At 72.7% G+C, this 15,073-nt stretch carries 9 protein-coding genes and 2 pseudogenes; 4 read left to right on the top strand and 7 right to left on the bottom strand.

The genetic code is table 11. The features are described from left to right. The 6 genes and pseudogenes from D452_RS0102430 to D452_RS0102405 form a co-directional block, all read right to left on the bottom strand. Nucleotides 1-497 (bottom strand): annotated as a pseudogene (locus D452_RS0102430) (ABC transporter permease); the annotation flags it as partial. A 67-nt stretch (nucleotides 498-564) separates the two neighbouring features. Then, nucleotides 565-2,263: pseudogene (locus D452_RS0102425) on the bottom strand (ABC transporter substrate-binding protein). A gap of 171 nt (nucleotides 2,264-2,434) precedes the next feature. Then, a complete protein-coding gene (locus D452_RS27590) occupies nucleotides 2,435-3,481 on the bottom strand; it encodes a LacI family DNA-binding transcriptional regulator (protein ID WP_017542561.1) in 1,047 nt (348 codons plus the stop codon). Between the two features lie 174 nt (nucleotides 3,482-3,655). Then, entirely contained in the window at nucleotides 3,656-4,534 is an 879-nt protein-coding gene (locus D452_RS0102415; protein ID WP_017542560.1) for an Fpg/Nei family DNA glycosylase, read from the bottom strand. 84 nt (nucleotides 4,535-4,618) lie between these two features. Continuing rightward, complete coding sequence (locus D452_RS0102410) at nucleotides 4,619-7,732, bottom strand: DEAD/DEAH box helicase family protein (protein ID WP_017542559.1); 3,114 nt, start codon at nucleotides 7,730-7,732, stop codon at nucleotides 4,619-4,621. Between the two features lie 161 nt (nucleotides 7,733-7,893). Then, complete coding sequence (locus D452_RS0102405) at nucleotides 7,894-9,339, bottom strand: PucR family transcriptional regulator (protein ID WP_017542558.1); 1,446 nt, start codon at nucleotides 9,337-9,339, stop codon at nucleotides 7,894-7,896. Between the two features lie 161 nt (nucleotides 9,340-9,500). Here D452_RS0102405 and gabT point away from each other — a divergent pair, with 161 nt between their 5' ends. Continuing rightward, a complete protein-coding gene (gene gabT, locus D452_RS0102400) occupies nucleotides 9,501-10,835 on the top strand; it encodes a 4-aminobutyrate--2-oxoglutarate transaminase (RefSeq protein WP_017542557.1) in 1,335 nt (444 codons plus the stop codon). Nucleotides 10,836-10,872: 37 nt separating this feature from the next. Here gabT and D452_RS0102395 read toward each other — a convergent pair whose 3' ends face one another. After that, nucleotides 10,873-11,808, bottom strand: a complete 936-nt coding sequence (locus tag D452_RS0102395; RefSeq protein WP_017542556.1) for a LysR family transcriptional regulator — start codon at nucleotides 11,806-11,808, stop codon at nucleotides 10,873-10,875. A 117-nt stretch (nucleotides 11,809-11,925) separates the two neighbouring features. On the opposite strand from D452_RS0102395, the gene D452_RS0102390 reads away from it, so the two are divergent. From D452_RS0102390 to D452_RS0102380, 3 genes are all read left to right on the top strand, one after another. Further along, nucleotides 11,926-13,293 (top strand): CitMHS family transporter, encoded by a 1,368-nt coding sequence (locus D452_RS0102390; RefSeq protein WP_017542555.1) that lies wholly within the window; start codon nucleotides 11,926-11,928, stop codon nucleotides 13,291-13,293. Between the two features lie 64 nt (nucleotides 13,294-13,357). Beyond that, nucleotides 13,358-14,671, top strand: coding sequence for an acyclic terpene utilization AtuA family protein (locus tag D452_RS0102385; protein WP_026128907.1), 1,314 nt, complete (start codon nucleotides 13,358-13,360; stop codon nucleotides 14,669-14,671). Then, complete coding sequence (locus D452_RS0102380; RefSeq protein WP_017542553.1) at nucleotides 14,668-14,994, top strand: AtuA-related protein; 327 nt, start codon at nucleotides 14,668-14,670, stop codon at nucleotides 14,992-14,994. Before D452_RS0102385 ends, D452_RS0102380 begins: the two co-directional genes overlap by 4 nt. Nucleotides 14,995-15,073 lie beyond the last annotated feature (79 nt).

Raw genomic sequence — 15,073 nt, 5'->3', positions numbered from 1 at the left:
AACCCGCCGCCCCCCGACAGCGAGTAGGCCAGCAGCATCGCGATCCACATGTAGGGCATCGCGGTGAGGATGTAGCCGATCGGCAGGACGGTGTTGTCCAGGATCTTGCTCCGGGCCGCGAAGGCGCCGAAGCGGTTGCCGATGATCCAGCTGAGGATGATGGCGGGGAGCAGCAGGGCCAGGGTGAAGGGCACGTGCCGGAGGATGACGTCGGTGACGGGCTCCGGGTAGAGCCACACGCTGAGCCCGAGGTCACCTCGGAAGAGTCCGGCCCAGAAGCTGAAGTACTGCTGGTGGAGCGGGGTGTCGAGGCCGAAGACCTCGTTGTAGTAGGCGGTCATCCGCTCCAGGGCCTCCGGGTCGGAGACCGAGGCCCTGCTGAGCATGCTCCGGACGGGGTCGCCCGGCATGAAGCGCGGGATCATCCAGTTGATGGTGACCGCCACGACGAAGGTGATGCCGTAGATGCCGATCTTTCGGCCCATGTAGCGCCACACGGGTGTCCTCCAGGTGTGGGAGCGCGGGTGGTGGGACGCTCCGCGCGGGGAGCGTCCCACGTGTGCGCTATTCGGCCAGTTCGATCTCGGCGAGGGTGTAGATCGCGCCCATCTGGTACATGTGGTTCCACATGGTGGCGAAGTTGTCGGGGGTTCCCTCGTCCTCGCTGGGCCAGTTGGTCCACACCTGGTTGCTGGCCTGGGACCACATGCCGTTGTACCAGAGCGGGATGATCGGCAGGTCGTCCAGGAAGATGCCCTGGAGGTCGGAGGTGATCGCGGCCATGCCCTCGGCGTCCTCGGCGGGAGTCGCGGCCAGCTGTTCGGTCAGCTCCCAGGCCTCCTCGTTCTCGTACCGGGCGTAGTTGGCCGTGGTCTGCTGGTCGCGGATCGGCAGCTGGAAGATGAAGTCGTAGTACGTCCAGGGCGTGTTGCTGAGGCTCCGGTCGTTGTTGATCATCAGGTCGAACTCCGCCTTGCGGAAGTTCTCGATGAGCAGTTCGTGCTCGGGGAAGGCGGGTTCGACCTTGATCCCGACCTCCTGTGCGTTCTCGGCGATGACGTTGGCCGCCTCCATCCAGTCGCTCCAGCCCGAGGGGACCTCCAGCGACAGGGTGATGGGTTCGCCGTCGGGGGTCTCGACGAAGCCGTCACCGTCCTCGTCCAGGTAGCCGGCCGCCTCGAGGATGGCCACGGCCTCGCCGGAGTCGTAGGTGAAGCCCTCGTCCGCGACCAGTTCGTGGTCGATGTACTCCTCCCACTGGGGGAGAAGGCCGGTGGGGTCGGCCGCCTCGACGAGGTTGGTGTAGGGGCCCTCGACGATCTGGCTGGTGTCGACGGCGTGGGCCAGCGCCCGCCGGAACTCGGGGTCGCCGAGGGCGGGGTGCTCGTGGTTGGGGACGAGCCAGGCGGTGTTCGCGGACTGCATGTAGGGCGGGCCCGCGAAGTAGCTGGTGATGTTGTTGTCGTTGCTGATGACCTGGTCGATGCCGGGGAGGAAGTTGTTGGAGAGGTCGACCTCGTGGTTGTTCAGCATGTTCATCGTGACGTCGTTGGACGCGTTGACGATGTCCACGATGTAGGTCGGCTTCATCTCCAGGTCGAGGGCCTCGGTGCCCCACCAGTCGTCGTTGCGCCGCCAGACCATGCGGTCGTCCGCGTGGTTCTCGTAGACGTAGGCACCGGTGCCGACCGGGTCGCGGTTGGGGTCGTCGTTGACCTGTTCCTGGCTCTTGTCGGCCCAGATGTGGTCGGGGACGATGGCACGGTTGGCCACCCAGTTCATCCACTCCTGCGGGCGCGGGTCGGAGAAGGTGAGGGTCACCTCGCGCTCACCGGTGGCCTCGGCGCTTTCGAGGTAGTCCCAGACGTTGCTGTAGTGGATGTCGAAGTGCCCGAGCTCCAGAGTGGTGACCACGTCCTGGGCGACCAGGGGTTCACCGTCGGTCCACTCGACCCCGTCGCGGAGGGTGATGACGTGCGTGTTCTCGTCCGGCCACTCGTCGCTCTCGGCCAACCAGGGCGTGTACGCGCCCTCGCTGGGGTCGAAGACGAAGAGCGGCTCGTAGACCAGACCCACGGTCCCGACCGCGTAGTTGCCCTCCATGATCGGGTTCCAGTTGGTGGGGGGACCCCAGGCGGTACCTGTGGTGTACAGCGTCTCGTTCCGGGGGTAGCCCCCGGAATCGCCCCCTGCGCCCTCGCCCGAGCACGCGCTGGCCACNCCCCAGCGCCGCCAGAGCGGCGGAAAGCCTCAGAGATCTCATCTCGACTCCTCCTTCCACCCGGTCGGCCCTTCGTATGGGGGGAAGCCGATCCTGACTCGAAAGGCTGGGAGCGCTCCCAAGAGAGGGAGCGAAGGACCGTTGCTGAACCGGGTAAGTGACGTTAACAACAACATGGACCGGCGAACCCCGTCAATCCCCGACACTTCGGTGTTATCCGCTTGTAACAGCGGATTCGGGGTCCCCCACCAGCACCCCCGTGCTCCCCCGTGGGTGCAGCTCCCCCACCGGAGTCTCCTCGCTCTCCACCCGCTCCTCGTCCAGGACCCGGGCGAGCATCGCCGCGACCTGGCGTCCGTGACCCACCACGTCCCGGCTGATCGCCGTCAGTGAGGGCCGCACCAGGCGGCACAGCGTGGAGTCGTCCCACGCCACGATCGACAGCTGCCCGGGCACGTCCACGCCCATCTCCCCCGCCACGCCGAGCCCGGCCACCGCCATCAGGTCGTTGTCGTAGACCAGCGCGGAGGGCCGGTTGGCGGAGGCCAGCAGGCGCCGGGTGGTCCGGGTCCCCGCCTCCCCCGTGTAGTCGGCGTTCACCGAGTACGCTCCGGACAGGCCCGCGCCGGCGGCGGCCTCCTCGAAGGCGGCGCCGCGCACCCGGGTGTGCACCAGCTCCTCCGGCCCGGCGATCCGGGCGACGCGCCGGTGCCCGAGCGCCGCGAGGTAGTGGACCACCTCCCGGACCGATGCGCCGTCGTCGGTGTACAAGCAGGGCAGGCCGCCCACGCCGTCCGGGCCGCCCAGAACCACGGCGGGCAGGCCCAGGGAGCGGACCGCGGCCGGCCGGGGGTCGTCCGCGCGCAGGTCGACCATCACCACCCCGTCCACCCGGCGCTCCGAGGCCCACCGCCGGTACACCTCCAGCTCCGCCCCGGCGTCGTCGGTGACCTGGAGCAGGAGGTCCACCCCGGTCGAGGCGAGCTCCGTCTCGATACCGGAGACCAGCTGCATGAAGAACGGTTCGATGCCGAGCGAGCGGGCCGGCCGGTCCACGACCAGCCCGACCGCGCCGACCCGGCCGCCCGGGGACAGCGCCCGGGCCGCCTTGCTGGGAGCCCACCCCAGGTCGTGGGCGATGTCCAGGATGCGCCTCCGGGTCTCCTCGGAGACCCCGGGGCGCCCGTTGAGCGCGTAGGAGACCGCCCCCTTGGACACCCCCGCCGCGCGGGCGATGTCCATGATCGTCGGCCTCCGCATCAGAGCACCCACAGTGTTTCCCTCACGTCCTCTCTCCTCCCGTCACCATCCGGGATCCGGGCTCCGAACACCCGTTTCACTGAACCGGTTAAGCGATCGACACGGGATTGTACCCACGGGAGCGGCGGGCACCCGGGCAATTTCCGGGCGGCGGTGCGGGGCCGGGGGGCTCGGCTACCCCTGGCAGCCGGGGCACCAGTACAGGGTGCGCCCGGACAGCTCGGTGGCGGAGACCGGAGACGAGCACACGCGGCAGGGGTCCCCGGTCCGGTAGCAGACGTAGAGCGTGTCGGGCCGGGGCACCGGGCGCGCGTCGGGGTCGGGCCGGTCCTCCGGCCGTGTGGTGATGATGTACCCGTCCCGGACGCCGTCCTCCAGGAGTCCGGTGAGGTCGGCCCAGAGAGCGTCCCAGCGTTCCCGGGTGAGTTCACGTCCGGGGGTCAGGGGGTCGAGCCCGGCGCGGAAGAGGGACTCGGCCCGGTAGATGTTGCCGATGCCCGCGATGACGTCCTGGCGCATGAGGAGCACCGCGAGGCTGCTGCGGGACCGGCTCACCACCCGCCAGGCGTGTTCGGGGTCGGCGTCGGCGCGCAGCGGGTCCGGTCCCAGCCGGGCCTGGACGGCGTGCTTGTCGTCCACCGTGATGACCTCGCAGACCGAGGCGCCGCGCAGGTCCGCCCAACCCGAGGAGTTGACCAGGCGGACGCGGACGGCGCCCACCGGCTCCGGCGGGACCACGAAGCCGTCCGGGTCGCGGCTCAGGTCGAGGCGTTCGGCTCCCTCGGTGCGGGGGGCGCCCAGGTGGCGTTCGCCGTCGGCGTCCCCGAAGGACCAGGCGCCGTAGAGGCCGAGGTGGACGCGGAGCCACTCGCCGGAGTCGAAGCCCAGGAACAGGTGCTTGCCGTGCGCCTCGCTCTCGGTGAGGACCCGGCCGTCGATCCGGGCCGCACCCTCGGCGAAGCGCCCCTGGGGGCTGCTGGCCCTCACCGTGCCGCCGCCGAAGGTCTTCTCGAAGTGCGCGGCCAGCCGGTGCAGCGTGTGACCCTCAGGCACCCGTGTCCCCTTCTGTGAGCGTGTGTCCGTCATTCCAGGATAGGACGCGGGCACTCGCCCCCGACCGGGCGGCGCGAGGAGGCGTCAGCAGGCGGACAGGATCTCCTCCACCAGCGTCCGGGGATCGGTGAGACAGCGCCAGGCGGGGACCACCACCACGAGGTCGTCGGTCACCTCGTTGAGCGCGTCCCCCCTGGTGAGCAGCCGGCGCAGGGAGGGGCCGTCCGGCTCCCCGTCCAGCAGCAGGACCACGCGCCGTGAGCCGTAGCTGACCACGAGGTCGGCGGTCCACCCGTGGAAGCGGCGTCCCGCCTCCACGTCGGTTCCGGCCGTGCGCAGGGCTTCCACCAGGGCGATGCCGGCCGGGGTGGCGCCAGGCCCGGAGCGGCCCCCGAGGAGGTCGCCGAGGGGACCGTCTCCGCCGGACCAGTGCGCCCGGTCACCCACCACCACGAGACGTTCGCGGGTCCGGGTGAGCAGGGACGACCACAGGTGGGTCATCTGGCGCACCCGCCGTTCGGCGATGGCCGGAGCCCCGGCGGCGAGCATCGGGGAGAGCACGGTGACGTCGGCGGAGGCGGCGTCGGAGTCCAGCATGTCGGGCCCGCCCACCCGGACCCGGCGACGCAGGTGGCGTTGGCGCAGCAGCCTGCGCAGCAGCGCCACCTGCGGTTGCAGGGGTGCCACCACCGCGAGGCCGCTGCCCTCGGGCAGGTCCCTGTCGAGCTCGGCCACGATCACGGCCACCCGGTAGGCCTCCTCCCGGTTGACGTAGGAGGACCCCGGAGCCGCCTCGCACTCCCCCGTGACGTCGCGCCACTCGAAGGCGGGCCGCCCGGCTCCTCGGGGCGGGACCGCCACCACGAGCCGTCCTCCGTAGCAGTGCCGGGACGCGACCGCGGCCAGGTCCTCCGGGGCTCCGTCGTGTTCGTCCAGCCAGAGCGTCGTGGTGGTGGCCGCGCGCACCGCCCGCAGCGCGGAACCCGATCCGTGCCGCAGCGCGCGGTCGTCGAGCTGGCCCGCGACCAGCCCGGCGGTGGCCAGGGCCCGCCGCTCCTCCTCCGGTTCCAGCACGCTGGCCGGGCCCGCGTGAGCCGGGTCGCCCGCCACCACCGCGCGGTTGGCCCGGTAGAGCACGGGGAGCAGTTCGCTGACCCGGGTCCGCTCGGCTCCCACCACGACCACCAGGTCGAACATCCCGGCCTCCGAGGGCAGGGCACGGGCCTGGTCGGTGCGGCAGGCCCACACGGGCAGGGCGTCCAGGAGGTTGGCCGGACCGGGCCAGCCCCCGTCGTGGTGCCAGTTGAGCGCCTCCACACGGTTCTCGATGGAGGTGCGGCCGCGCCGGAGGCGGGGGCCGGTCACCGAGGCCAGGCAGGCGGCGCTGGCACGGCTGTGCTGGGCCCACGCGTCGGCCAATTCCTCGGTGAGTTCGTTCAGGGGCGCGCAGCGGGTCCTGCGGTCCACCGCCGCGCGCCACTCGCTCTCCAGGCGGGCCACGGCGCAGAGCTGCTCCAGGCCCTCGGGATCGGTGGCCACGCCCAGTTCGCGGCGGACGGCGGCGCGGTGCTGGAGTCCGCCCAGACCGCCCGCGGCGGCGCGTTCGGCCCGGTGCAGCCAGTACTCGGGGCCGCCGTGCTCGGGAGTGAAGAGCGTCTCGGGAGCCCAGCCTCGGGCGATGCTGCGGCCGCGCTCCTCGGCGAGGCGGGCGAGGACGTGGCCGTCCGCGGCCAGTGTGTCCATGGCCGACCACACCCGGCGGACCCGGTTCCAGGCGGCGACCAGGTCGTCGCGGTGGCCGGGGCCGTCCTCCCCTGCGAACGGCCGACCCGTCCCGGGCGCGGACTCCGTGTGTTGGGCCAGCAGGCGGGTGAGCTGCCACTGTTCGGCGGCGCGGTCGCCGGCACCGCCCGCGCGCACGACCGGGTGCGCCGGGGTGGTCTCCGCCCGGGCCAGGACGGCGTCGAGGTCGGCCTCGGTCCGGCCGCACACCAGGACCCGCTGCCCGGAGGCGACGGCGGTGCGCACCAGCGCGTCGACCAGGTCGTGGACGCCGCTGCCGGGAGGGGAGGCCACCGCGGTGAGCTGATCGCGCATGGCGGCGCACAGGACCGCGTACTGGGCCTGGCTGAGGTCGGTGGCCGAGACCGGGACCGGCGGGGGGTTGTGGTCGCGGTCCGCTGTCCCGCGACGGTGAGCGCGCGAACCGCGTCGCGGGGGATCGGGGACGGGCCAGGCCCTGGAGCGGTCGGCGCCCCCGGCCGCGGGCGCGGGGTGGGCGGCGCTGCCGAGCAGGGACTCCAGAGCGGTGCCGGGGATGGCGCCGGGATCGAGTCCGTGCTGGTCCGTGGGGTCGAGGTCGGCGAGTACCCCGTCCGCTGCCCCCGGCTCGCTCCCGCCTCCGCCGCCCGCCCCCGAGGGGCCCGCCCGGAAGAGCACAGCGGTGTTGTGCGCCCCGGGGGTGAGCGGATGGGGCCTGCCCCGGGTGCCGAGCGGGGCGATGTCATCCACCCGTTCGATCTCCAGCCGGGTGAGCAGGGTGCGCACCTTGGCGGCGAGGTCGGCGACCGCGGCGGGCCGGTGGGTGGGGTCGGGGGCCCCGGAGCGGAGCCGGGCCCGCAGCTCGAACAGGTCCTCGGGGTCGGTGATGCCGAGCCGGGCGAGCAGGGCGGGGTTGACGTCGGGCCTGCCGACCGCGCGCACCAGGGGGCCCGGTCCCGTGCCCGGCAGGCCGGACGCTCCCGCCGTCCCGGGCCCCTCCACGGCGCGGACGTCCACGGTGAGCAGGGGCAGGGCCACGCGGTCCGGGCCCTCGCCGAGGATCACCAGGGGGTAGCCGTAGCGCAGCGCCTGACCGCGCCGCACGGCCAGGCGGGTCACCCTGCCGCTTTCGGGGTGCGGGGGCAGCGTGTCCCTGGCCCCGCTGAACAGCAGTTCGGGACCGGCGGGCAGGCACGCGCAGGTGTCGGTGTTCAGTCGCTCGGCGCGCACCACGTGGGTGAGGACGGACTCGCGACGCAGGCAGGCCCGCAGGTAGGCCAGGAAGGAGCGCACCCCGCCCTGGTCCGCCGGTGTCTTCCAGCGCAGGGAAGCCGCGCCGATCCCGCCCGCCGCCCGGCCGCGGTCCGCGATCCGCCCCTCCGTGGTCGGGTAGGACCCGAGACCGCCGATCTGTTCGTCGTCCTGTAGTGACCTCACGACGCCCCCCTGACCATCCGACCACAAGTGATCGAATGACTACCCCCAGCTATCGGGGCCATTGTGGTGCATTTTCCGCGCCCCCACCTGGCGAACGCCGGAAACCGGTGCCACTTTCCCCCAACGCCGGGGCGGTCGGGGGCCGACGCGGACGCCCGGTGTCAGTGACGGCCCTCGCGCACACGCAACGCGATCCAGAGTTCGGTGCGGTGGTCGGGGTCGTCCAGGTCGCCGGGGAGCAGTTCCCGGATGCGCCGCATCCGGTAGCGCAGGGTGTGCCGGTGCACGCCCAACCGCTCGGCCGCGGTGTCCCAGCGGCCCGAGGCGGCCAGGTAGGCGCGCAGCGAGGCGAGCAGTTCGGGCGCGGCCCGCTGCTGGTCGATCGGGGCCAGCAGGTCGTCGGCCAGCCGGACCCCGGCGGGGGTGTCCAGCAGACCGAGGAGGCCCCCCGGGAGCTGGTCGTAGCGCTGGAGGTCGCTCCCCTCCTCGGTGGCGGCGGCCAGCGCGCGTTCGGCCTGGGAACGGGCGGCGGCCAGGTCCGGGTAGCCGATCGCGGCGCTCACGCCGACCGGTCCCGCCAGCACCTCCCCGAACACCGCGGCGTCGGTGGCCGCGGCGGCCAGCACCACCGTGCGGCCCTCGTGCCCGGCCACCAGGACGCGCTCGGGGCGTTGCCCGTCCGGAACGGCCGCGCCGACGGCCACCACCACGGGTTCGGCGGGCAGCACCGCCCGCAGGTCGGCCGCGCCCGGGTGCGCCGGGTCGAGGGCACCGTCGAGCAGCGCCGTGAGCACGGCCGAGCGCACTCCTGCGACCGGACCGGGCGAGGGCCGTTCGAGTTCGAGGGAGAGCAGGGACACCGCCGCGTTGACCAGGGTGCGGTCATCGGACCCGGACACCCGGACCCCGCCGACCGCCAGGAACCCCCGCGCCCGGCCGCTCGTGGCCAGGGGCTGGACGGAGACGCGGTCGCCCTCCGAGGCCACCGAGACACTGGCCCGGGGTCCCGCGCCGCGCAGCCGGGCGAGCTCGTCGGCCAGCCCGGGGGCTCGGGCGGCGGCCGACCCGGGGGCCGCGTGCCGGACCGCGCCGTCCGGGGAGAGCAGCAGCACCCAGCCGCCGAGTTCGCGGGCGAGCCGGTCCACCACGGCGGGCGCGCCGGTGAGCGCGGCCCGGGTGAGCGCGCGCTGGGCTGCGAAGGCCCGGTTCAACCCCTCGTACTCCTCCTGGGCGAGCAACCGGGAGACCTCCTTGCCGACCGCCATGAACGGGGTGAGGCGGTGGACCTCCACGAGGGCCACTCCGAACTCCTCGGCTGCGGCCACGAGTTCCTCGGGGGTGTGCTCGAAGTTGACGGCCGCGCCGAAGCCGATCCCGGCGATGTCGCGCTCGGCCAGGCGGCCCACGTAGGCGCGCAGGTCGGGGAGGCGGTCCACCCACCGCACACCGGTGGTGAGCACCAGCTCTCCCCCGGCCAGGTAGGGGGTGGGGTCGGCCAGCTCGCTGACGGCGACCCACTCCACCTGGCGGTGCGTGCGGTCCTGCCCGGTGAGCAGGCGCAGACGCAGACTCGGCGTGCGCAGCAGCGCCCCCAGTGTCGGCGGCATCCGGACTCCCCCCAGCTCTCGTCCCAGCGGTCCCATCCCTGACGCAATGGCACAGGACTCCCTCCTGATTATCCACTGTGTCCATGGGTGTCCGGTTCTGTGCGATCTAGTGTCTTGCCCGTCCGCACAGTCGCACCACCCGCGCACAAGGAGGCAGCCGCATGGCACAGACCGAGGTCGTCCAGTCCCGCCGGATCGTCACCGAGATCCCCGGCCCCGAGTCCCGCGACATCCAGAAGCGCCGGTCCGCCGCCGTCGCCCAGGGCGTGGGCAGCGTGCTGCCGGTGTACGTGGAGCGCGCGGGCGGCGGCATCGTCGAGGACGTGGACGGCAACTCGCTGATCGACTTCGGCTCCGGTATCGCGGTGACCAACGTCGGCAACGCCGACGCGCGGGTGGTCGACCGCGCCGCCGAACAGCTCGGCCGCTTCACGCACACCTGTTTCATGGTCAACCCGTACGAGGCCTACGTGGAGGTCTGCGAGGCGCTCAACCGGGTCACCCCGGGCGACCACGAGAAGCGGTCCATCCTGCTGAACTCGGGTGCGGAGGCGGTGGAGAACGCCGTCAAGATCGCGCGCAGCGCCACCGGGCGGCAGGCCGTCGTGGTGTTCGACCACGCCTACCACGGCCGCACCAACCTCACTATGGGTCTGACCGCGAAGAACATGCCCTACAAGCAGGGCTTCGGTCCGTTCGCGGGCGAGATCCACCGCATGCCCATGGCCTACGCCTACCGCTGGCCGACCGGCCCCGAGAACTGCGGCCCCGAGGCGGCTGCCGCCGCGATCGACCAGGTCGTCAAGCAGATCGGCGCCGAGAACGTGGCCGCGATGGTCATCGAGCCCATCCAGGGCGAGGGCGGCTTCATCGAGCCCGCCCCCGGGTTCCTGCCCGCGCTGGTCGAGTTCTGCCGCGCCAACGGGATCGTGTTCGTCGCCGACGAGGTGCAGACCGGCTTCGCGCGCACCGGCGACATGTTCGCCTGCGACCACGAGGGGATCGTGCCGGACCTGATCGCCACGGCCAAGGGCATCGCGGGCGGCCTGCCGCTGGCGGCGGTGACCGGCCGGGCCGAGCTCATGGACGCCGTGCACGGCGGCGGACTGGGCGGCACCTACGGCGGCAACCCGGCGGCCTGCGCCGCCGCACTGGCCTCGCTGGAGGTCATCGAGACCGAGGACCTCACCGGCCGGGCCCGCGAGATCGGCGCGCTCATGCTGGACCGCCTCCGTTCCTTCGCCGACCGCTTCGACGTCGTGGGCGACGTGCGCGGCCGTGGGGCGATGGTCGCCATCGAACTGGTCCGGGACGGCAAGGAGCCCAACCCCGAGGCCGTGGCCCGGGTGCTGCGGCACTGCCACTCCCGCGGCCTGATCCTGCTGAGCGCGGGCACCTACGGCAACGTGATCCGCATGCTGCCGCCGCTGGTCATCGGCGACGACCTGCTCCGTGAGGGCCTGGACATCCTGGAAGAGGCCCTGGCCGGGGTGTAGGGCGGGTTCGGCGGACCCCGCCTGACGGCCGCGGCCGTCAGGCGGGGTCCGCCACCCAGGCCACCCCCTCCGGGAGGGGGTGGTCCTCCGCGCGCATCCGCAGGAGCAGGTCCAGGAAGGCCTCGGCCGCCCGCCCCATGCGCCGCTCCCCGTGGACGATCACGTCGACCCTCCGTTCGACGGCGGGCGCGCCGAGTGGCAGGCACACGTGGTCGGCGAAGCCCATGAGGATCCTGGACAGCGCGGGGAGCGCGGCGACACCGAGGCCCGCGGAGAGCAGACCGCCCACGGTGGAGATGTTGCCCGCCTCGATGGTGCGCTCCGGTCGGGTCCCCGCGCTCTGGAAGGCGGTGTCCGTGACCGGGCGGACACTGGAGTCCCCGCCGGTCACGATGAAGGGTTCCGAGGCCAGGTCGGCCCAGGTGAGTTCCGGACGTCGCGCGAGCGGGTGCCCGGACGGCACCACCGCGAGGAAGCGGTCCCTGAGCAGCGGCCGTGCCCGCAGTCCCTCCTGCGGGCCCCGGGCGGCCACCAGCGCCATGTCGCACTCCCCCGCCCGCAGGCGCTCGATCGCGCTGCCCGCCATGCCGTCCAGGACGTGGACGTCGATCTCGGGGGCGGAGGCGCGGAACCGCGCGATCACGGCTGGCAGCAGGGCGGCCGCGACCGAGGGCAGCGTCGCCACGACGACCGTGCCCCGGGTGCCGCGCAGGAAGCGTTCGAGGCCGTTCATCTCCGCACGGTGGGCGGCGAGCAGGCGCTCGGCCACGGCGAGGAGTTCGGCGCCCTCCGGCGTGCACCGCACGTTCCGGGTCGTGCGTTCGAGCAGCCGGACGCGCAGGTTGCGCTCCATCGTCATCACGGTCCGGCTCAGCGAGGACTGCGCGACGTGCAGCGTGTCGGCGGCGGCAGTGAAACTTCCGTGCCTGGCGACGGTCGCGAAGACCGACAACTCCCTCAGCGTCAGGTCCATGCTCCGAGAGCATAGCCCCTTGCTTTATTAATGCTGGACACTCAAGGAAACGTCGCGGAAACATGAACGAGAGTGCCGCAGGTCACTCTCACCCCCCGTTTCCGAGGAGCGTTCCAGATGCTGACCGCCATGGGATTCGCGACGATCACGGTCGTGCTCGTGCTGCTGTTGTCCAACCGGGTGGGCGCGGTCGTGGCCCTGGCCGGTGTCCCCGTCGCCGCCGCCCTCGTGATGGGGTTCGGTCCCGGCGAGGTCGGTACCTTCGTGTCCGCGGGCATCACCGGGGTGGCCGCCACCACCGCCATGTTCGTCTTCGCGATCCTCTACTTCGGGGTGATGCGCGACGCCGGGCTCTTCGACCCCATCGTGCGCCGCGTCCTGCGGTTCGCCGGGGACAACCCCGTGACCATCGCCGTGGCCACGGTGGTCCTGGCGATGGTGGCCCATCTCGACGGCGCCGGCGCGACCACGTTCCTCATCACCATCCCGGCGATGCTCCCCCTCTACGACGCGCTGGGGATGCGCCGGGTGGTGCTCGCCGCTCTCACGGGACTCGGGGCGGGGATCATGAACATCCTCCCCTGGGGCGGCCCCACGGCCAGGGCGGCCACCGCGAGCGGCATCCCGGCCAACGACCTGTGGGTCCCGCTGATCCCGGCCCAGCTCATCGGCATGGTCACGTGCCTGCTCATCGCGTACTACCTGGGTGTCCGCGAACGGAACCGGTTGCGGACGACGGCCGCCGGGCGTCCGGTCGGCGCCGGGGTCGGCCCGTCCGGTGCCTCGGCGGCCGGTGACGGCGCCCCTCGGGCGGCCGCGCCCGCCGAGTACGAGTCGGAGCGTCCGGAACTTCTGCGCCCCCGTCTGTACTGGCTGAACGCCGTGCTCACCCTGGCCGCCGTCGCCACTCTCATCTCGGGGGTGATGCCCCCGGAGCTGGTGTTCATGATCGCCCTCGTCATCGCGCTGGCCGTGAACTACCCGGGAATGTCGGCGCAGACGGAGAGGATCAACGACCACGCACGCGGGGCGATCCTCATGGCCAGCACCCTCCTGGCGGCCGGGGCCTTCCTCGGGGTCATGGAGGAGAGCGGCATGATCGAGGCGATGGCGGTGTCGATGACCGGGGCCATGCCCGACTTCCTCGGCCCCGGCCTGCCCCTGCTGATCGGCGTGCTGGCCGTCCCCATGAGCCTGGTCTTCGGTCCGGACGCCTACTACTTCGCCGTCATGCCCGTGCTGGCCGCCGTGGGAGGCGAGTTCGGTGTCGCCCCGATCGACGTCGCTCAGGCCTCGATCACCGGCCAGGAGACCGTCGGCTTCCCGATCAGCCCGATGACCGGTTCCTTCTACCTGCTGGTCGGCCTCTCCGGGGTCCCCATCGGGACCCACATCCGGTTCCTGTTCCCCTGGGCCTGGCTGGTCAGCCTGGTGGTCTTCGGGTCGGCCGTCGCCATGGGCGTCATCCTGCCGTGGGCGGCGTGACCGACCCCGCCAACGTCCGCACACCCGCGAACCGATGGTCCGCGCGAACCCGAAGGAGCACCACGTGACCCCTGGCACCCGGATCGGCTGCGGAGCGGGATTCGCCTCCGACCGACTCCACCCCGCCGTGGACCTGGTCGAGCGGGGCGAGCTCGACACACTCGTCCTGGAGTGCCTGGGCGAGCGAACGGTCTCACTCGCCTCCCTGCGCGCGTCCGAGGGCTCGGGGCCCGGGTACGACCCGATGCTCCGCCGACGGCTCGAACTCCTCCTGGAGCCCCTGCACCGTCGGGGCACGAGGCTGGTCACGAACGCGGGCGCCGCGGACCCCGTGGCGGCCGGGGCGATGGCAGCGGGGCTGGCCGCCTCTCTGGGGTTGCCGACCACCGTGGCCGCCGTCTCCGGCGACGACGTCCTGGACCGGATCGACCCGTCCGCTCCGTGTTGGGAGGACGGGGAGTCGCTGGAGTCCCACGGGGAACTCGTCTCCGCCAACGCCTACCTGGGGGTTGAGGCCCTGCTGCCCGCCCTGCGCGGCGGGGCCGACGTGATCGTCGCCGGGCGGGCCGCCGACCCCTCGCTGTTCCTGGCTCCACTGGTCCACGACCTCGGCTGGGACCCGTCCGACGACGGACTGCTGGCGGCGGGCACGCTGGTGGGCCACCTGCTGGAGTGCGCCGGCCAGCTGACCGGCGGGTACTTCGCCGACCCGGGCCGCAAGGACGTACCCGGCCTGGCCGACCTGGGGTTCCCCCTGGCCGAGGTCGACGGCGACGGCCGTGCGGTGGTCACCAAACTCCCGGGGACGGGCGGCAGGGTCGACCGCATGACGGTCACGGAGCAGCTCACCTACGAGGTGACCGACCCCAGGGCCTACCTGACCCCGGACGTCTCCCTGGACATGACGGGCGTGCGCCTGCGGGAGCTGGGCGGGGACCGCGTCCTCGTGGACGGGGCGCGCGGCTTCGCGCGGCCCCGGACGCTGAAGGTCAGCGTGGGCTACCGGGCCGGATACCGGGGCGAGGGGGAGATCTCCTACACGGGGCCCGGCGCCGTGGCACGGGCCAGGCTGGCAGGGGAGGTGGTCCGCGAGCGCCTGGGAGACCGGGTCCGCAGCCGGTTCGACCTGATCGGGGCGGGGCCGGGGCATGACGACGCGGGGCCCTCCGAGTGCCGGTTGCGCGTTGCGGCCCTGAGCACGGACCGGGCGGGCGCCCAGGCCGTGGAGGAGGAGGTCACCGCCCTGTACACCTGCGGACCCGCCGGAGGTGGCGGGGTACGGACCCGAAGCGGTGAGGTCGTCGGGATCCTGTCGAGCACCATCGCACGAGAGCACGTGGAACCGGTGGTCAGCTGGTTCGGAGAGGAGGGGCGATGAGCGTCCCGCTGTACGAGATCGCCACCGCGAGAGCCGGGGACAAGGGCAACCTCAACACGATCTCCGTCGTCGCCCGTGACCCCCGCTGGTACCCGGTGCTCCTTGGGGAGCTGACGCCCGAGCGGGTCCGCGCCGAGTTGGGCGAGCGCTTCCGGGGGCCGGTCACCGTGCACCGCATGGACAACGTGCACGCCCTGATCCTCGTGTGCGCACGGGCCTCCGACGACACGGTGACCACGTCCCTGTACCTGGACGCCCACGGCAAGACCCTGGCCGCGGAGCTGTTGGGAATGGAGGTCACCGGGGTCCCGGAACCGCTGTGAGCCGGGTCGGGTGAGGACGTCACCTCAGCCACAAGGGGGTGCCCGTTCGGTGCCGGAGAGGGTTCTGCAAGACGAGTCA

Origin of the sequence: Nocardiopsis prasina DSM 43845, from assembly GCF_000341265.1 — a bacterium.
Taxonomy (GTDB): domain Bacteria; phylum Actinomycetota; class Actinomycetes; order Streptosporangiales; family Streptosporangiaceae; genus Nocardiopsis; species Nocardiopsis prasina.
This window is presented reverse-complemented; position numbering and strand designations above follow the sequence as displayed.

Coding starts and splice junctions, on each gene's coding strand:
- D452_RS0102405 (WP_017542558.1), bottom strand. CDS start 9,339: ATGCCGCCGACACTGGGGGCGCTGCTGCGCACGCCGAGTCTGCGTCTG.
- D452_RS27590 (WP_017542561.1), bottom strand. CDS start 3,481: ATGCGGAGGCCGACGATCATGGACATCGCCCGCGCGGCGGGGGTGTCC.
- D452_RS0102380 (WP_017542553.1), top strand. CDS start 14,668: ATGAGCGTCCCGCTGTACGAGATCGCCACCGCGAGAGCCGGGGACAAG.
- gabT (WP_017542557.1), top strand. CDS start 9,501: ATGGCACAGACCGAGGTCGTCCAGTCCCGCCGGATCGTCACCGAGATC.
- D452_RS0102395 (WP_017542556.1), bottom strand. CDS start 11,808: ATGGACCTGACGCTGAGGGAGTTGTCGGTCTTCGCGACCGTCGCCAGG.
- D452_RS0102390 (WP_017542555.1), top strand. CDS start 11,926: ATGCTGACCGCCATGGGATTCGCGACGATCACGGTCGTGCTCGTGCTG.